15 protein-coding genes and 1 rRNA gene are annotated in these 17,259 nt (G+C 67.4%); 2 read left to right on the forward strand and 14 right to left on the reverse strand.

Annotated elements, in window-relative coordinates; translation table 11 throughout:
* Positions 1-135 precede the first annotated feature (135 nt).
* The 6 genes from RN607_RS07955 to RN607_RS07980 form a co-directional block, all read right to left on the reverse strand.
* A 16S ribosomal RNA gene (locus RN607_RS07955) occupies positions 136-1,659 on the reverse strand.
* Positions 1,660-2,261: 602 nt separating this feature from the next.
* Positions 2,262-3,524: a tyrosine--tRNA ligase gene (gene tyrS, locus RN607_RS07960; RefSeq protein WP_313541704.1), complete on the reverse strand. Its 1,263-nt coding sequence runs from the start codon at positions 3,522-3,524 to the stop codon at positions 2,262-2,264.
* A 54-nt stretch (positions 3,525-3,578) separates the two neighbouring features.
* The gene (gene menC, locus RN607_RS07965) at positions 3,579-4,703 is read right to left on the reverse strand and encodes an o-succinylbenzoate synthase (protein WP_313541706.1); all 1,125 of its coding nucleotides are present in this window, start codon (positions 4,701-4,703) and stop codon (positions 3,579-3,581) included.
* On the reverse strand, positions 4,700-5,551 hold the full coding sequence (locus RN607_RS07970; RefSeq protein WP_313541709.1) for a hypothetical protein: 852 nt from the start codon (positions 5,549-5,551) through the stop codon (positions 4,700-4,702). The genes menC and RN607_RS07970 overlap by 4 nt, the downstream gene beginning before the upstream one ends.
* On the reverse strand, positions 5,548-6,708 hold the full coding sequence (locus RN607_RS07975; RefSeq protein ID WP_313541712.1) for a M20 family metallopeptidase: 1,161 nt from the start codon (positions 6,706-6,708) through the stop codon (positions 5,548-5,550). Before RN607_RS07975 ends, RN607_RS07970 begins: the two co-directional genes overlap by 4 nt.
* Positions 6,709-6,751: 43 nt before the next feature.
* A complete protein-coding gene (locus RN607_RS07980) occupies positions 6,752-7,312 on the reverse strand; it encodes a nucleoside/nucleotide kinase family protein (protein ID WP_313541714.1) in 561 nt (186 codons plus the stop codon).
* Positions 7,313-7,335: 23 nt separating this feature from the next.
* Here RN607_RS07980 and RN607_RS07985 point away from each other — a divergent pair, with 23 nt between their 5' ends.
* Complete coding sequence (locus RN607_RS07985; protein ID WP_313541716.1) at positions 7,336-7,818, forward strand: YbaK/EbsC family protein; 483 nt, start codon at positions 7,336-7,338, stop codon at positions 7,816-7,818.
* 20 nt (positions 7,819-7,838) lie between these two features.
* Here the strand turns inward: RN607_RS07985 and argH are convergent, their stop codons facing one another.
* The 8 genes from argH to argC form a co-directional block, all read right to left on the reverse strand.
* The gene (gene argH, locus RN607_RS07990; protein ID WP_313541719.1) at positions 7,839-9,269 is read right to left on the reverse strand and encodes an argininosuccinate lyase; all 1,431 of its coding nucleotides are present in this window, start codon (positions 9,267-9,269) and stop codon (positions 7,839-7,841) included.
* Positions 9,270-9,464: 195 nt separating this feature from the next.
* On the reverse strand, positions 9,465-10,667 hold the full coding sequence (locus RN607_RS07995; RefSeq protein WP_313496039.1) for an argininosuccinate synthase: 1,203 nt from the start codon (positions 10,665-10,667) through the stop codon (positions 9,465-9,467).
* A 42-nt stretch (positions 10,668-10,709) separates the two neighbouring features.
* The gene (gene argR / locus RN607_RS08000) at positions 10,710-11,165 is read right to left on the reverse strand and encodes an arginine repressor (RefSeq protein ID WP_313541722.1); all 456 of its coding nucleotides are present in this window, start codon (positions 11,163-11,165) and stop codon (positions 10,710-10,712) included.
* 41 nt (positions 11,166-11,206) lie between these two features.
* A complete protein-coding gene (gene argF / locus RN607_RS08005; protein WP_313496041.1) occupies positions 11,207-12,136 on the reverse strand; it encodes an ornithine carbamoyltransferase in 930 nt (309 codons plus the stop codon).
* The gene (locus RN607_RS08010; protein ID WP_313541725.1) at positions 12,133-13,380 is read right to left on the reverse strand and encodes an acetylornithine transaminase; all 1,248 of its coding nucleotides are present in this window, start codon (positions 13,378-13,380) and stop codon (positions 12,133-12,135) included. Before RN607_RS08010 ends, argF begins: the two co-directional genes overlap by 4 nt.
* Positions 13,377-14,294: an acetylglutamate kinase gene (gene argB, locus RN607_RS08015; protein WP_313496045.1), complete on the reverse strand. Its 918-nt coding sequence runs from the start codon at positions 14,292-14,294 to the stop codon at positions 13,377-13,379. Before argB ends, RN607_RS08010 begins: the two co-directional genes overlap by 4 nt.
* A gap of 7 nt (positions 14,295-14,301) precedes the next feature.
* The gene (argJ, locus tag RN607_RS08020; RefSeq protein WP_313541728.1) at positions 14,302-15,477 is read right to left on the reverse strand and encodes a bifunctional glutamate N-acetyltransferase/amino-acid acetyltransferase ArgJ; all 1,176 of its coding nucleotides are present in this window, start codon (positions 15,475-15,477) and stop codon (positions 14,302-14,304) included.
* 22 nt (positions 15,478-15,499) lie between these two features.
* Entirely contained in the window at positions 15,500-16,549 is a 1,050-nt protein-coding gene (gene argC / locus RN607_RS08025) for an N-acetyl-gamma-glutamyl-phosphate reductase (RefSeq protein ID WP_313541731.1), read from the reverse strand.
* Between the two features lie 71 nt (positions 16,550-16,620).
* On the opposite strand from argC, the gene RN607_RS08030 reads away from it, so the two are divergent.
* Positions 16,621-17,238, forward strand: coding sequence for a hypothetical protein (locus RN607_RS08030; RefSeq protein WP_313541734.1), 618 nt, complete (start codon positions 16,621-16,623; stop codon positions 17,236-17,238).
* Positions 17,239-17,259 lie beyond the last annotated feature (21 nt).

Consider the following 17,259-nt stretch of genomic DNA (forward strand, 5'->3'; position numbering starts at 1 on the left):
GTCCGAAGACAAGGAACGTACTGACCATCCGCTACTCAAACGCCTCCGTCGATGTTCCATCCATGAGCACCCGCCGACCTACATACGAGATCGAAACGAGTCCTGGACAGCCCGAAGCTGCCAGATGCTCCTTAGAAAGGAGGTGATCCAGCCGCACCTTCCGGTACGGCTACCTTGTTACGACTTAGTCCCAATCGCCAATCCCACCTTAGACGTCTCCCTCCCACAAGGGGTTAGGCCGACGGCTTCGGGTGTTACCGACTTTCGTGACTTGACGGGCGGTGTGTACAAGGCCCGGGAACGTATTCACCGCAGCGTTGCTGATCTGCGATTACTAGCGACTCCAACTTCATGAGGTCGAGTTGCAGACCTCAATCCGAACTGAGACCGGCTTTTTGGGATTCGCTCCACCTTACGGTATCGCAGCCCTTTGTACCGGCCATTGTAGCATGCGTGAAGCCCAAGACATAAGGGGCATGATGATTTGACGTCATCCCCACCTTCCTCCGAGTTGACCCCGGCAGTCTCCTATGAGTCCCCACCATTACGTGCTGGCAACATAGGACGAGGGTTGCGCTCGTTGCGGGACTTAACCCAACATCTCACGACACGAGCTGACGACAACCATGCACCACCTGTATACCCCGCCGAAGCACTCCCCATCTCTGGGGATAGAAGGTATATGTCAAGCCTTGGTAAGGTTCTTCGCGTTGCATCGAATTAATCCGCATGCTCCGCCGCTTGTGCGGGCCCCCGTCAATTCCTTTGAGTTTTAGCCTTGCGGCCGTACTCCCCAGGCGGGGCACTTAATGCGTTAGCTGCGACGCGGAACTCATGGAAAGAGCCCCACATCTAGTGCCCACCGTTTACGGCGTGGACTACCAGGGTATCTAATCCTGTTCGCTCCCCACGCTTTCGCTCCTCAGCGTCAGTTGTGGCCCAGAGACCTGCCTTCGCCATTGGTGTTCCTCCTGATATCTGCGCATTCCACCGCTACACCAGGAATTCCAGTCTCCCCTACCACACTCTAGTCCGCCCGTACCCACTGCAGGCCCGAGGTTGAGCCTCGGGTTTTCACAGCAGACGCGACGAACCGCCTACGAGCTCTTTACGCCCAATAATTCCGGACAACGCTTGCGCCCTACGTATTACCGCGGCTGCTGGCACGTAGTTAGCCGGCGCTTCTTCTGCAGGTACCGTCACTTTCGCTTCTTCCCTGCTGAAAGGGGTTTACAACCCGAAGGCCTTCATCCCCCACGCGGCGTCGCTGCATCAGGCTTGCGCCCATTGTGCAATATTCCCCACTGCTGCCTCCCGTAGGAGTCTGGACCGTGTCTCAGTTCCAGTGTGGCCGGTCGCCCTCTCAGGCCGGCTACCCGTCGTCGCCTTGGTGAGCCATTACCTCACCAACAAGCTGATAGGCCGCGAGTCCATCCCAGACCGAAAAACTTTCCCAACAGAGACCATGCGGTCCTGTCGCGTATCCGGTATTAGACCTCGTTTCCAAGGCTTATCCCAGAGTCTGGGGCAGGTTACTCACGTGTTACTCACCCGTTCGCCACTGATCAGAAGGAGCAAGCCCCTCCGTCACCGTTCGACTTGCATGTGTTAAGCACGCCGCCAGCGTTCGTCCTGAGCCAGGATCAAACTCTCCGTAAATGTCAATCAGCAAACCACCCCGAAGAGCGGATCACAAACAAACGAAGTAGACCCGAAGGTCCGTTCAATCTCCAGCATCGAACAATTGTCACTGACAAATTGTTGTCTACCAAAGGAATCCAACATCCAACCCAACCAACAAACGTCAGTCAGACCAGACGCCAGAGGTTAATTGGCATCGACTATGTGGCACACTGTTGAGTTCTCAAAGTTCGGACGCGCACCCAACTCAACCCTACCGGGCCTCGCTCGGGGCAACCCTTCAATCTTACCCATTTCCTGAGTGATGTCAAATCGCTGTTCTGGCGATTTTCCATTCAGGAGCCGGCCCTCATTCTTCACTTGGCTGGGCGCAGAGCGCGATCAACCTTCGATCAGTTCGAGGAGCTGCTTCGACGTCTCCCGCGGCCTTCTTCAGTCCTGCGGTGAGCGTTGGAGTCCGTGGCCTTCTTCAGTCCTCCGGATCTCGTTCCCGTCGTCGGCAACAGGGAAGACATTACGGGCTTGTGAACGCCAGAGTCAAATCATGTGACGCCCGGGCGTGTCGCAGGCGTCATACCTGGTAGACGGCCACATGGTCGCACTGAAGTGACACGCGCTCGTCAGACCTGCCGGAAAAGTCCCACGGTCTTCTTACCGCGTCGTAGGACCGTCCAACCGCCTGCAAGAGCGTCGCCAGTGGCGAGGACAGCGTCGGCGTCATCGATCTTGACGTTGTTGACGTACGCGCCGCCCTCTTGGATCGCGCGGCGAGCCGCCGACTTCGACGAAACGATGCTCGTCTCGACGAGCGCGTCGGCCACCGAGATGCCCGACGGCCCCTCGACGCCGCCGAGCTCCTTCGCGCAGCCCGCGAGCGTCGCGGCATCCAGCGAATCGAGGTCCCCACGCCCGAACAGGGCCTGCGACGCATCGACCGCTCCTTGCGCGGCCGCCGCGCCATGCACCAGTGTCGTGACCTCCCATGCAAGCGTGCGCTGAGCCTCCCGCTTGAACGGCTCATGCTCGACCCTGCGTTCGAGCTCGCCGATCTGCTCACGCGAAAGGAAGGTGAAGACCTTCAGATACCCGACAACGTCGGCGTCGGACTGGTTCAGCCAGAACTGGTAGAACGCGTACGGGCTCGTCATCTCCGGGTCGAGCCAGACCGTGCCGGACTCGGTCTTGCCGAACTTGGTGCCGTCGGCCTTGGTGATGAGCGGGGTCGACAGCGCATGCGCCGTCCTTCCCTCCGCCTTGCGGATCAGCTCCGTGCCCGAGGTCAGGTTGCCCCACTGATCGGATCCACCCGTCTGCAGAGTGCAGCCGTACCGACGGAACTGCTCGAGGAAGTCCATGCCCTGCAGCAGCTGATAGCTGAACTCCGTGTACGAGATGCCCTCGTCTGAGTGGAGCCGTCGCGCGACGGTGTCCTTGGAGATCATGGTGCCGAGGCGGAAGTACTTGCCGACATCGCGCAGCAGCTCGATCGCCGTCATGTCCTTGGTCCAGTCGTAGTTGTTGACCATCCGCGCGGCGTTGTCGCCCTCGAAGCTCAGGAACGGCTCGATCTGACCGCGAATGCGCTCCACCCATTGATGGACGGTCTCCACCGGGTTCAGGGTTCGCTCACCGGCCATCTTCGGGTCGCCGATGAGCCCCGTGGCACCACCCACGAGGGCGAGCGGCTTGTGGCCCGCCATCTGAAAACGTCGGACCGTGAGGATCTGCACCAGGTTCCCGATATGAAGGCTCGGCGCCGTCGGGTCGAAGCCGCAGTACAGGGTGATGGGCCCCTCATCGAGGTGAGCGCGCAGCTCCTCCTCGCCGGTCGTCTGGGAGATCAGCCCGCGCCACGCGAGCTCGTCGAGGATGTGCTCAGTCATGATGGGCCCATTGTGCCAGCACGCCTGCCGCGGCACGTTCGGCGTGCTGCGCATTCACGCATCGACGCGCACCACGTCCACCGTCGCGGCCTCGAGCCGATCGAGGATCGGCACCCTTGCAAGACCCGGATCACGAGGGATCGCAAGATGGCCGTCCTGGAGCACGAACGGCTCGGTGATGTCCTCCGCATAGAAGCGGTCCGAGGCGGAGATGTCTCCGGGAAGCGTGAAGCCAGGCATGCCCGCGAGCGCGGCGTTCGCCGCCCGTCCGATCCCCGTCTCCAACATCCCGCCGCACCACACGGCGACGCCATGCGCGCTGGCGATGTCGTGGATCCGCCGTGCCTCCAGGTACCCGCCCACCCTGGACGGCTTGATGTTGATGATCTGCGCTGCGCCCATGGCGATCGCATCTGCGGCCTTCGTAGCGGACACGACGGACTCGTCGAGGCACACCGGCGTGCGCATGCGCTTCGCGAGCTCCGCGTGCTGACGCATGTCGTCCTCCGCGAGCGGCTGCTCGATAAGCAGGAGGTCGAACTCGTCCAGCTTGGCCAGACGGTTGGCGTCCACCAGTGTGTAGGCGGCGTTCGCGTCGACCTGGAGCGGGATCTCCGGGTACGCCTCGCGCACCGCGCGGACGGGGGCGATGTCCCAGCCCGGCTTGATCTTGAGCTTGATGCGGACGTACCCCGCGTCGACGTAGCCCTGGACAACGTCGAGCAGCTGCGGGACCGACCCCTGGATGCCGACCGAGACACCAGACGGCACCCGATCCTTCGTGACACCGAGGTAGTCGGCGAACGAGATGCCCGCTGCCCGAAGCTGCGCGTCCAGGACTGCCATCTCGACCGCCGCCTTGGCCATGCGATGGCCGACGATCCGCTCCAGGTGCACGCTGACCGACTCGGCGGTCAACGGTGCCCGTCGCTGCGCCTCGAACAGCATGGGCAGCAAGTATGTGGTGGTCACGTCGATGACGCCTGCGAGATACTCCTCGGAGTACACCGGCTCGCTCAGAGCACCGCACTCGCCCCAGCCGACGACGTCGACACCGTCGACCGTCGCGTGGACCTCGAGCACCAGCACGCTCCGATGCGTCTGGGTCGAGAAGGACGTGGTGAACGGCGCCACCAGCGGCAGGTCAAGCGTACGAAGCGCGACGTGATTGATCCTCATGGCTTCTCCAACCGGTAGCGGCCCTCACGCGTGACGCCTGCGAGCCGCCACCCGTCGTCAAGGAGCGGGACGAGCGTGTCCTGGAGCGCGACCCTCCATAACGCGCCCGTGTCCGGGTCGCGACGCCGCACGTCCTCGATGTCGGGCGGCAATGCAGCCATCACGACGGAGGCGCGCGCAGGCATGGGCGAGATCACGGGGAGATCGTCGGGACCGACCGACAGCACCTCCGGCACCGTGCTTCCAGCGTCGGCCTCGGTCGCAGGCTCGGCGCGTGCCGGTGGGACTTTCGACGGCAGGGGCGCATCGAGCCGCCAGCTCACGAGGATCCTGTCGCTGCCCTGACCCGCGTTGACGCCGTCGGACATCGGACCGTAGAAGTCCACCAGGTAGTCCGCGAGGCTCGCACCGAGGCGACGCATGTTGAACGCGGCGTTGCGCGCAACGAGCGGGTCGTACGTCCAGGTCATCTCGGTCAGGCCACGGTCGAGACACCAGGCCCGCTGATGCAGCTTCATCGCGGTGCCGATGCCTCGCGCCTCAGCACCAGCGGAGACTCCTGCCACGTGCGAATGCAGAGCCTCGCCGACGGGCTGCGACAGGAATCCCACACAGACGCCGACCAGGACGTCGCCGTCGAAGGCCCCCGCCACGTAGCTGCCGGCGTGCCCCAGCGCGACGAGCAGAGGCGCCTCGATCACCCCCGAGCCCCAGATCCCACGCAGCACCTCGGCTGCGGCCGGGCACTCCTCCGGGCGCAGCGTCCTGACCACCACGCGCGCACGCTCGGAAGCCTCCTGAACATCGCGCCAGGCCGATGCGATGGCGCTCGGATCCACCGTGCTCATCGTGTTCCCTCCCGCACCAGGTCACGTATCAGCAAGGCGACCAGCGCGGTCCGCGACGGGATGTGCTCCACCAGCACGTGCTCATCGTCCGCATGGGCCCCACCCCCCACCGCGCCGAGCCCATCGAGCGTCGGCGTGCCCACCCCTGCCGTGAAGTTGCCATCGGAGGCTCCGCCCACCGCGACCTGATCGAGGGCTTCGATGCCCGCCTCCGCGGCGAGCGCGCTCGCCCGCTCGAAGAGCGACGACGCGGATGACCTCTCCAGCGGACGACGGTTCACGCCGCCGTGGACCACGAGCCGTGCGCCCGCGACCACCGGCCGCAGCGCGTGCAACGCAGCGTCGACCCGATCCTGCTCCGCCGCAGTCCTGCACCTCACGTCGATGCTGACCCTGGCGCTCGCGGGAACAGTGTTGCCTGTCGTCCCGATCGCGCCTCGCGTCGGCGTGACCGTCGTGCCGGCATCGACGTCCGCAAGCGACGCGAGCGCGAGAATCTGATGCGCGAGCTCCACGCCCGCGTTGACCCCACGCTCCGGCTCGAGACCGGAATGCGCTGCACGCCCCATCACCTCGAGCTCGTACCAGGAGACGCCCTTGCGCTCGGTCTTCACCGCCCCTCCGGGACCGGACGCCTCGAGCACGAGCGCCGCACCATGCTTGCGCGCCTCGGACTCGATCAGGGCTCTCGACGATGGCGAGCCGACCTCCTCATCGGCCGTCACGAGGAGCGTGACCCCGTCCACTGCGGCTGCTCCGCCCGCCGACGCAAGCGCGCACACCGCGTGGAGCGCCTGCACCGTGCCCACGACCATGTCGTAGCATCCCGGGCCCCGCATCACCCCGTCCGCCAGGGAGAACGGGATCCGCTGCAGGGTCCCGAGGGGCCAGACCGTGTCGTGGTGGCACACGAGCAGCACGCGACGCGCTCCCCCGCCGAACGTCCAACGAAGATGTGGCGCGCCGTCCACCACGATCCGTTCGACCGGCACGGCGAGACCGGCCTGCGCAAGGCGGGCATCCACGACCGCCGCCGTCACGTCGGCGCTGCGCTCGACAGCGGCAGGGTCCTCCGACGGGGACTCGCATGCGATCAGCGTCCTCGCGTCCGCGATCATCGCGTCCAGGCGGTCGCGGGCTGCGTCGAGAAGCGTCACCGTGCCATCGTGGCATGCGACGCGTTACGGCGCGGTTTCAGCGCTAATCCAGGTAGGGTGACGTGCCGTCGACGACGATGTCTGCCGCACCTCTCACACCCTCGTCGGCGAGGAAGACGCTCTCGCGAGGCTGCCACCGCTCCCACTCGGCGCGCATCGCCTCTCCGTCACGAGCGATGCCCCGAGCAAGCCTTACCTCGAAGGGCGCCTCGACGAAAAGGATCATCGAAGCGAAGACACGCGCCGCCCGCTGCGCGACCCCGACGCCCTCGATCACCAGCGAGTCGGCCATGGGAACGGGGATCGTCTCCACTCGTCGGCCGTCATACCAGTCCCAGCGCCCGAACGCGCCGTGCTCGCCGCGAGAAAGCGGCTCGAGGATCCCGTGACCAAGGATCGGCCACATGGTGGCGAGACCATCCCAGCCCTCGTAGATGTCGTCGCCATGGACCACCTGCGCGCCAAGCTCAGCACCAAGCCGCTCGCCCAGCGTCGTCTTGCCGGACCCCGCGGGACCGTCGACGAGGACCACGCGCGTGTGGCCGCACCGCGCCGGTGCCTTGCGCACCCTGGCAGCGACATCGCGCACCGACAGCTGGCTCATGTGGCACAGCATAAGGTGTCGCTATGGCCATGAACGAGGCGCTTCACCCCAGGGTCCAGCAGGTTCAAGCCGCGCTGCATGCCGGCGGCGTGGACGTGACGGTCAGACAGATCGACGAGTCGACTCCCACAGCCGCCGCCGCGGCCGACTATCTTGGCTGCGACGTGGGCGCGATCGCCAACTCGCTGCTGTTCATGGCCGACGACGAACCGATCCTGGTCCTCACCTCCGGGGCGCACAGGGTCGACACCGGGCACTTGGCCGAGCGCATCGGCGCAGCGAGGGTGCGCCGCGCATCGGCGGACCAGGTGGTCGCCGCCACAGGTCAGGTCATCGGCGGAGTAGCGCCCGTGGGCCATCCCGGCCCGATCCGCACCTACCTGGACGTGGCGCTGCTCGAATACGACGAGCTCTGGGCTGCCGCGGGGATCCCCGCCAGCCTGTTCGCCATCACGTATGCCGAGCTGCTGCACGTCACAGGCGCGATCGAGGTCGAGGTCGACTAGAGACCTCCGCTCGCGGTCCGTCAGGACGACGAGGACGCCCAGGGACGGAAGTGACGCACCCTGGCACGCGCCGCCTTGCCCTGCTCCACCACCTGCGACGGGGCGGTGCCGCCGACGTTGTCACGCGCCGCGAGCGAGCCCTGGACGGTCAGCACCGTCAGCACCTCAGGCGTGAGGCCCTCGTGGATGGCTGCCATCTCGTCCGACGTCATCTCGTGCAGCTCCTTGCCGCGCTTCTCACACAGGCGCACGCACGCACCCGCCACCTCGTGCGCCTCGCGGAACGGCACCCCCCGCTTCACCATCCACTCGGCGATGTCGGTCGCGAGCGAGAAACCCGCGGGCGCGAGCTCGGCCAGACGATCGGTCTGGAAGGTGAGCGTGCGGATCATTCCAGCGAACGCCGGCAGGACGACCTCCAAGGTGTCGACCGCGTCGAACACCGGCTCGTGGACCTCCTGGATGTCACGGTTGTACGCGAGCGGCAGGCCCTTGAGAGTGGCGAGCAGACCCGTGAGATCACCGATGAGGCGACCGGCCTTTCCACGCGCCAGCTCAGCGATGTCCGGGTTCTTCTTCTGCGGCATGATGCTGGACCCGGTCGAGTACGAGTCGTCGAGCTTCACGAAGCCGAACTCGACGGTCGCCCACGCGATGATCTCCTCCGAGATGCGCGACAGGTCCACACCGATCATCGCGGTCACCCACGCGAACTCGGCGATGACGTCGCGCGACGCGGTCGCGTCGATCGAGTTCTCGCAAGGACCCATGAAGCCGAGCTCCTCCGCGACGCCCTGCGGGTCGAGGCCGAGCGTCGAGCCCGCGAGCGCGCCCGCGCCGTACGGCGACCACGCGGCGCGCGAGTCCCAGTCGGTCAGGCGCTCGACGTCCCGCAGCAGCGGCCAGGCGTGCGCCATGAGCGAGTGCCCCAGGGTCACGGGCTGCGCATGCTGGAAGTGCGTGCGACCAGGCATCGGTGCATCCAGGTGGCGATCGGCCTGGCCCAGGAGAGCATCGACCGTGTCGAGCAGCTGGGAGGCCAGCAGTCGAGCGTGGCGACGCAGATACATGCGCGGCAGGGTGGCGATCTGGTCGTTGCGGGATCGTCCCGCACGGATCTTGCCTCCAAGCTCTGGGCCGACGCTCTCGATAAGGAGGCGCTCGAGCGCACCGTGCACATCCTCATCGGAGTCCGCCGCAACCGACTTGCCCGAGGCGACGTCCGCCCGCACCTGCTGAAGCCCTTCGACCATGCGGGCGACCTCGTCGTCCGTCAGCAGACCCGCCTTGTGGAGGGCGTGCGCATGCGCGATCGAGCCACGCAGGTCGTCGTCCGCGTACCGCCAGTCGAAGTGCGTGGACTTGCTCAGCGCGGCGAGCGCCGCGTCGGGCCCGCCCTCGAAGCGTCCGCCCCACAGCGCTCCTTCGTTGGTGCCCTCTGCCTTGCTCATCGTCTCTCCCCTGCACCGGTCGCACTGCGCGACCCGTTACCGACACTCTCTCACCCGCAGGACACACCGACCTGCGGAGACCGACACTGACACACCCGAACGGGTCACCCACGCCGACGCACCGACGCTGACCGGCCCACGACGAGCCGGATCCGCGCCACAGCGACCTCGGGCGACCCGCTCGAGCGCGTCGGGCTAGTAGCCCAGCCGCGCCTGACGTGCAGCCGCCTGCTTCGCCGCGAGGCCGTAGATCTCGATGTAGCCGCGGGCGGCAGACTGGTCGAACGTGTCGCCCTCGTCGTACGTGGCCAGGTTGAAGTCGTAGAGACCCGTCTCCGACCTGCGGCCATCCACGACGGCCTTGCCGCCGTGCAGCTGAATGCGGATCTCGCCGGACACATACCTCTGGGTGTCCTCGATGAAGGCGTCGAGCGACTGCTTCAGCGGCGAGGACCACATGCCGTCGTAGACGAGCTCGGTCCATTCGTCGGAGATGCGACGCTTGAAACGCGCCTGCTCGCGCTCGAGGGTGACGTTCTCCAGTTCGCGGTGCGCCTCGATGAGCGCGATCGCGCCGGGCGCCTCATAGATCTCACGGCTCTTGATGCCGACAAGGCGGTCCTCGACGATGTCGATCCGGCCGATGCCGTGCGCACCGGCCCGACGGTTCATGATCTCGATCGCCTGCAGCGGCGTCACCTTCTCGCCGTCGATCGCGACGGGGACGCCCTTGTCGAACGTGATCAGCACCTCGTCGGGCACCGGCGGGAACGCCGGGTCGTCGGTGTAGTCGTAGACGTCCTTGGTCGGCGCGTTCCAGATGTCCTCGAGGAAGCCGGTCTCCACGGCGCGGCCCCACACGTTCTGGTCGATCGAGAAAGGGTTCTTCTTTGTGGTCGCGATCGGCAGGTTGTGACGCTCGGCATAGTCGATCGCCTTGTCACGGGTGAGCGCGAGATCGCGCACGGGCGCGATGCACTTGAGCTCGGGCGCGATCGAGGTGATGCCGACCTCGAAACGCACCTGGTCGTTGCCCTTGCCCGTGCACCCGTGGGCCATCGTGTCGGCACCGAACTCCTTGGCGGCCTTGGCGATGTGCTTGACGATCACGGGCCGCGACAGTGCCGAGACCAGCGGGTACTTGTCGTGGTACAGCGCGTTCGCCTTGAGGGCGGGCATGCAGTACTCGTTCGCGAACTCGTCACGCGCATCCGCCACGTAGGCCTCGACGGCCCCGCAGTCCAGCGCGCGCTGGCGGATCACCTCGAGGTCCTCGCCGCCCTGGCCGACGTCCACCGCCACAGCGATGACCTCGGCGCCGGTGGCGTCGGCGATCCAGCCGATGGCCACCGAGGTGTCCAGGCCCCCTGAGTAGGCCAGCACGATCCGATCCGTCATGAGCTTCTTCCTTCTACGAGTGGTGATTCTGATGGGGTGTGTCTAGAGGTCTGAGTGAGGGGCCACGCCGGAGGCACGGTCCAGGAACTTCTGAGCGAGCCGCAGCCCGCCGTCGGGATCGCGGGAGATGACGAGGACGGTGTCGTCGCCCGCGACCGTGCCGACGATGTCGGCGTCGTCGTGACTGTCGATCGCGGATGCGAAGTACTGGGCGCCACCCGATGGGGTGCGCAGCACCGTGATGTTGGCGGAGCCGTCAGCGCTGAACAGCAGCTCTCCGCACAGGCGGGTCAGACGTTCGTCGGTCGTCTCCTCAGGATCGCCCTCGTTGCCGACGGCGTACACGTGACCGCCCGACGCGGCACGGACCTTCACCGCGCCGATGTCGGCCAGGTCCCGGGACAGGGTCGCCTGCGTCACCGAGATGCCCTCGGCCTCGAGCCGCAGCGCGATCTCGCCCTGCGAGCCGATGCGCTCGGTCTCAATGAGGCGCCTCACGAGCGCTTGACGGGCGGCCTTCGTCGCCGGGACCAGGGCCTTCACCGCGAGACCAGCCAGGTGAGGAGCGCCTTCTGGGCGTGCAGCCGGTACTCGGCCTCGAGCCAGACGATGGACTGCGGGCCGTCGATGACGTCGGCGGTGATCTCCTTGCCGCGGTAGGCCGGCAGGCAATGGAGCACCTGGGCGCCCTCGGCGGCAAGCTCGAGGCTGTGGGCGTTCACCTGATAGCGGTCGAACTGGCCCGCACGCTCGGAGGACTGCTCCTCGTCCCCCATGGACACCCAGGTGTCGGTGGCGATCACGTCGGCGCCACGCACCGCGTCGTCGTGGTCCGTGGTGACGGAGATCGATCCGCCCTGCTCGGCCGCGATCTTCTTGGCGTCGAGGACGATGCGCTCGTCGGGCATGTAGTCGGCGGGCGCGCCGATGCGGACATGCATCCCGGCGAGCGCACACCCCAGCAGATACGAGTGCGCCATGTTGTTCGCGCCGTCGCCAACGTAGGTGAGCGTGAGTCCCTTGAGGGCGTCGACTCCGCCACGCGCGTCGGCGATGGCCGCGAGGTCCGCAAGAATCTGGCACGGGTGGAACGAGTCCGTGAGCGCGTTCACCACCGGGACCCCCGCGTGCTCAGCCATCTCCTCGACGCGCTCCTGGCCGAAGGTGCGCCACACGATCGCGCTGACCTGGCGACCCAGGACCTTCGCGGTGTCCGACACGGACTCGCCGCGGCCCATCTGCGACGAGCCGGCGTCGAGCACGAGCGGATATCCACCGAGCTCCGCGACGCCGGCGGAGAACGAGACGCGGGTGCGGGTCGACGGCTTGTCGAACAGCACTGCGACGGCGCGAGGGCCTGCGAACGGCTGCTGAAGGTGTCGGTCCTTGCGGAACGCGAGCGCGAGCTCGAGGACCTCGCGCTGCTCGGCGGCGGTGAGGTCGTCGTCACGGAGGAAGTGGCGGGTCACGACTGGTCTCCCTGGGTGTGGGCGGCGGCGGCCGCGAGGTGGCCTCGGAGCCACTCGACGAAGGTGTCCGCCTCGGGCTGCGTGAGCACGAGCGCAGGAGCGAGCCGGATCGTGTCAGGGCTAGGCGGGTTGATGATGAATCCGTCCTCGATCGCCGCGGCGGCGACCGACGCGCTGATCTCCGACTCGAGCTTGATGCCGAGCAGGAGTCCTTCGCCACGGACCTCGAGCACCCCGGGGATCGCGCCGATGGTCTGCTTGAGGTGCTCGCCGAGCGCCTTCACATGCGCCAGGAGTCCGCGGGCGTCGATCGCGTCGAGCGTGGCGAGCGCCGCGGCCGACCCGAGCGGGTTCCCGCCGAAGGTGGTGCCGTGCTGCCCCTTGGTGAGCATCGTCGCAGCCTGCTGGCCATACGCGATCACCGCGCCGATCGGGAATCCGCCGCCGAGACCCTTGGCGAGCGTGACGACGTCCGGCTGGATGCCGTGCGCCTGCATGGCGAGCCACGTGCCCGTGCGGCCGATGCCGGTCTGCACCTCGTCGGCGATGAGCAGTGCGCCGTGCCGGAGCGTGAGCTCGCGGGCGTCCTCGAGGTAGGCATGGGTGAGCGGGATGACCCCCGCCTCGCCCTGGATCGGCTCGATGAACAGCGCGGCGACGTCGTCGTCCATGGCGGCCTCGAGCGCGGCGACGTCGTTCGCGGGGATCCATTCGACGCCCGGGGCGAGCGGCGCGAACGGCTCCCTGTAGGCGGCCTTGTACGTCAGTGCCAGCGCACCGGTGGAACGCCCGTGGAACGAGTCCACGAGAGCGAGGATCCGCGTGCGACCGGTACGCCGCGACATCTTGAAAGCCGCCTCGTTCGCCTCGGTGCCCGAGTTGCACAGGAAGACGCGCGAGCCCGTCGGGGCGCCGGAGATCTCGAGCAGCCGCTCCGCCAGCCGGATCTGCGGCTCGGTGGCGAAGAAGTTCGACACGTGGCCCAGGGTTGCGGCCTGAGTTGCGATGGCACCCGCCCATTCAGGGTCGGCGTGGCCCAGCGCGTTCACGGCGATCCCGCCGAGCAGGTCGAGGTAGCACTTCCCGTCGGCGTCCCACACGTAGCTGCCCTGGCCATGGGTGAGGACACGCTGCGGTGTGCCGAACACGCCCATGAGGGAGTGGTCGTAGCGGCGCAGGCCCACGGCGCCCGCGCTGGTGCCGGCCTCGCCGTGCGCCGAGAGCTCGGATCCGTCGTGCGTCATGTCCACATCTCCTTGTCCGGAAGGATCATGGTGCCGATGCCCTCCGAGGTGAAGATCTCGGTGAGGATCGAGTGCGGCACCCGACCGTCGATCACGTGCGCCTGCTTGACGCCACCGCGGACGGCTCGCAGGCAGGCCTCCATCTTGGGGACCATGCCCGATTCGAGGCTCGGCAGCAGGGTGTCCAGCTCGCCCGCGTGCATGCGCTGGATCAGCGATGTGCGGTCCGGCCAGTTGCGGTAGAGCCCCTCGACATCGGTCAGGGCGATGAACTTGCGGGCGCGGAGCGCGACGGCGAGGGCCGACGCCGCGGTGTCGGCGTTCACGTTGAGGACGATGCTCGGGTCGTCGACGTCGGGTGCGACGGTGGACACCACCGGGATGCGCCCAGCCTCGATGATGTCCTGCACCGCGGCCGGGTTCACCTTGACCACATCGCCCACGAGGCCGACGTCGACCGGCTTGCCGTCGACGGTCGCGTAGCGGCGCCGTGCCTGAAACATGCCGGCGTCCTCACCTGAGAGACCGACGGCGCGCGGGCCGTGCTCGTTGATAAGCCCGACGAGCTCGCGCGTGACCTGCCCCGAGAGCACCATGCGGACCACGTCCATCGCCTCCGGCGTCGTGACACGCAGACCGCCGCGGAACTCGGACTCGATGCCGAGCTTGGCGAGCATCTGGGAGATCTGCGGACCGCCGCCATGCACGACGACAGGGCTGAGGCCGAGCAGCCGCAGGTGGACGACGTCCTGCGCGAAGGCGCGCTTGAGATCGTCGTCGACCATGGCGTTGCCGCCGTACTTCACGACGACGACGGCGCCTCGGAACTCCTCGATCCACGGCATGGCGTCGATCAGGACGGAGATCTTCTGGGCGGCGCTGAGGCCGTCGACGGAGCGGTTCTCGGTGGTCATGTTCACCTCAGGAGGAGTAGGCCGAGTTCTCGTGGACGTAGTCGTGGGTGAGGTCGTTGGTCCACAGCGTGACCGACGCGTCGCCCGCGTGGAGGTCGACGGTCACGTGGACCTCGCGCCCCGTGAGGTCCACCAGATCGCGGTCGTCGCCGACACCTGCGGCCCTGCACACCTGAACCCCGTTGATCGCGACGTCCAGCAGGTTCGCGTCGAAGGGCGCGACCTGCTCCGGGACGGTGCCGACCGCAGCGAGCACGCGACCCCAGTTGGGGTCGTTGCCGAAGATGGCCGCCTTGAAGAGGTTCGACCGGGTGACGGCGCGGGCGACCTCCTCCGCGGCGTGCTCGGTCGTGGCGTTGACGACGGTGACGGCGATGTCGTGCGACGCGCCCTCCGCGTCGGCCACGAGTCCGCGAGCGAGCTCCGCGCACACCTGTGTCAGAGCGGACTCCAGCGCGGACTCGTCCGGGCTCACGCCTGAAGCGCCTGAGGCGAGCAGCAGCACCGTGTCGTTGGTGGACATGCAGCCGTCCGAGTCGACGCGGTTGAAGGTGCTGCGCACCGCCTCGGCGAGCATCCGCGACGCTGCCTCGTGGGTGACGACCGCGTCGGTCGTGATCACGCACAGCATGGTCGCGAGACCCGGCGCGAGCATCCCCGCACCCTTCGCCATGCCGCCGATGGACCAGCCCTCGCCCTCGATGAGCGACTGCTTGGTGACCGTGTCGGTGGTCATGATGGCGTGCGCGGCGTCGTCCCCGCCGTCGGCGGCGAGCGCTGCGACAGCGGCGTCCACCCCGGGAAGCAGGAGATCCATCGGCAGGCGCACACCGATCAGCCCCGTCGAGCACACCGCGACGTCTCCAGCGGAGACATCCTTGCCCGCCGCCTGGAGCGCCTCGGCGACGTGCTCTGCGGTGCGGTGGGTGTCGGCGAAGCCCTCGGGGCCGGTGGAGGCGTTCGCTCCGCCGGAGTTGAGGATCACTGCGTCGACTCGGCCGTCGGCCACGACCTGGCGGCTCCATGCGACGGGTGCGGCGAACACGCGGTTGGAGGTGAACACTCCGACGCCGACGTGGAGCGGGCCCTCGTTGACGACGAGCGCGACGTCCTTCTTGCCGGACTTCTTGAGGCCGGCCGTGATGCCTGACGCGACGAATCCCTGCGGGTGGGTGATGCTCACTTCTCTGCCTTTCCTGGGCGCCTTACGGCGCGACGCCGATCGTGCTGAGGCCGGTGGTCTCGGGTAGCCCCAGCGCGACGTTCATGCTCTGCAACGCGGCACCGGCGGTGCCCTTCACGAGGTTGTCGATCGCGCAGACGACCACGACGCGCCCGGCCTTGGCATCGACCGTGACCTGCATCAGCGCGACGTTCGCGCCGAGCGTGGCCGCCGTCGTGGGCCACTGACCCTCGGGCAGGACGATCATGAACGGCTCGTCCTTGTAGGCCTGGATCCAGGCCTCACGCACGGTTGCAGGGTCCACGCCTGCGGCGAGCGGTGCGGTGATCGTCGCGAGGATGCCACGGGACATCGGCACGAGCACGGGCGTGAAGCTGATCTTGACGTCGTCCGCGCCGGCGGAGGTGAGGTTCTGGATGATCTCCGGGATGTGACGGTGCGTGCCGCCCACCGCGTAGGGCACGGCCGAGCCGAGCGCCTCGGACGCGAGGTACGGCGTCGCGAGCTTCTTGCCTGCACCCGAGTAGCCCACGGCGAGGACGGCGACGACGTCGGTCGGGTCCACCAGCCCGGCTGCCACGCCGGGCTGCAGGCCGAGCGTGACGGCGGTGACGTTGCAGCCGGGCGCGGCGATCCGCCTGACGCCGGCGAGGTTGTCGCGCTGGCGGCCGTCAGCGGTGAGGAGCTCGGGCATGCCGTAAGGCCAGGTACCCGAATGCTCGCCGCCGTAGTACTCCGCCCACGCGTCGGCACTGGCCAGCCGGTGGTCGGCGCCGCAGTCGATCACGAGCGTCTCGGGTGGCAGCTGCGCCGCGATGGCGCCCGAGGTGCCGTGCGGGAGCGCGAGCACCACCACGTCGTGCCCGGAGAGGTTCTCCACCGTCGTGTCGACGATCACGCGGTCGGCGAGGTGGGGAAGATGAGGCTGGTGGAGGCCCAGCCGGTCCCCCGCCGACGAGTGCGCGGTGAGCGCACCGAACTCGACGTCGGGGTGCGCGCTGAAGACGCGCAGGATCTCGCCTCCCACGTAGCCGGAGGCGCCTGACACTGCGACCGAGATCGTCATATGCATAACTATACACACTTCTGAATACAGCCTGATCAGGTGAAGGCACCGCGTGTCCACCATTGCACAATGGGGGCATGAGACGCATCCTCACCGTCGCCGCGGCCTGCGCGCTCGTGCTCACCGGCTGCTCCGGCGCCGACGAGTCGACCACCCCCAGCGCGAGCCCGACCTCACCCGCGACAGCCACATCGTCGCCCTCGGCAACGCCCGAGCCGTCGGCATCGGCCCTCGCGCTCCCCCAGGCGTTCTGCGACGACGCGCAACAGCTCTACGACCGTGACCTTGCGATCTCCCAGGCGCTCTCAGGGCTCGACACCTCCGCCATGAGCGCCGCCCAGCTCGCGGACCCCCAGATCTACCGGCTGTACATCGACTCCATCGACCTCAACGGCTGGTCGTCGTGGCGAGCCCTGTACGAACAGGCCTCCGCCGACTCGGACAGCCCGCAGATGCAGCAGTGGATCTCCGTCATCGTCGCCGCCACCGACGCGCAGTTCACCGCCTACACGCAGGCCGCCGGCAGCTCCAGCACTCTCAGCGAATGGTTCGCCCAGGTGTCCGACATCGTGGCGCAGCAGGACCCGATCGAGGCCACCGGCAATGAGGCGCTCCTCGCCTCGGATGCGTCGCTCACCGAGTGCGGCGTGCCGCTGTCCGTCTCCGCCGGCGAGATCCTCGGCTTCTACAGCTGATCGGCGACGCGGGAATGCTTG

It is taken from the genome of Demequina capsici (assembly GCF_032102965.1).
Lineage (GTDB): Bacteria > Actinomycetota > Actinomycetes > Actinomycetales > Demequinaceae > Demequina > Demequina capsici.

What these genes read in the sequence shown, in the direction of transcription:
- RN607_RS08010 (WP_313541725.1), bottom strand. Translation starts at nt 13,380, where the DNA reads ATGACGCACGACGGATCCGAGCTCTCGGCGCACGGCGAGGCCGGCACC.
- argC (WP_313541731.1), bottom strand. Translation starts at nt 16,549, where the DNA reads ATGCATATGACGATCTCGGTCGCAGTGTCAGGCGCCTCCGGCTACGTG.
- RN607_RS07995 (WP_313496039.1), bottom strand. Translation starts at nt 10,667, where the DNA reads ATGACGGATCGGATCGTGCTGGCCTACTCAGGGGGCCTGGACACCTCG.
- RN607_RS07980 (WP_313541714.1), bottom strand. Translation starts at nt 7,312, where the DNA reads ATGAGCCAGCTGTCGGTGCGCGATGTCGCTGCCAGGGTGCGCAAGGCA.
- argB (WP_313496045.1), bottom strand. Translation starts at nt 14,294, where the DNA reads ATGACCACCGAGAACCGCTCCGTCGACGGCCTCAGCGCCGCCCAGAAG.
- argH (WP_313541719.1), bottom strand. Translation starts at nt 9,269, where the DNA reads ATGAGCAAGGCAGAGGGCACCAACGAAGGAGCGCTGTGGGGCGGACGC.
- RN607_RS08030 (WP_313541734.1), top strand. Translation starts at nt 16,621, where the DNA reads ATGAGACGCATCCTCACCGTCGCCGCGGCCTGCGCGCTCGTGCTCACC.
- menC (WP_313541706.1), bottom strand. Translation starts at nt 4,703, where the DNA reads ATGAGGATCAATCACGTCGCGCTTCGTACGCTTGACCTGCCGCTGGTG.
- RN607_RS07970 (WP_313541709.1), bottom strand. Translation starts at nt 5,551, where the DNA reads ATGAGCACGGTGGATCCGAGCGCCATCGCATCGGCCTGGCGCGATGTT.
- RN607_RS07985 (WP_313541716.1), top strand. Translation starts at nt 7,336, where the DNA reads ATGGCCATGAACGAGGCGCTTCACCCCAGGGTCCAGCAGGTTCAAGCC.
- tyrS (WP_313541704.1), bottom strand. Translation starts at nt 3,524, where the DNA reads ATGACTGAGCACATCCTCGACGAGCTCGCGTGGCGCGGGCTGATCTCC.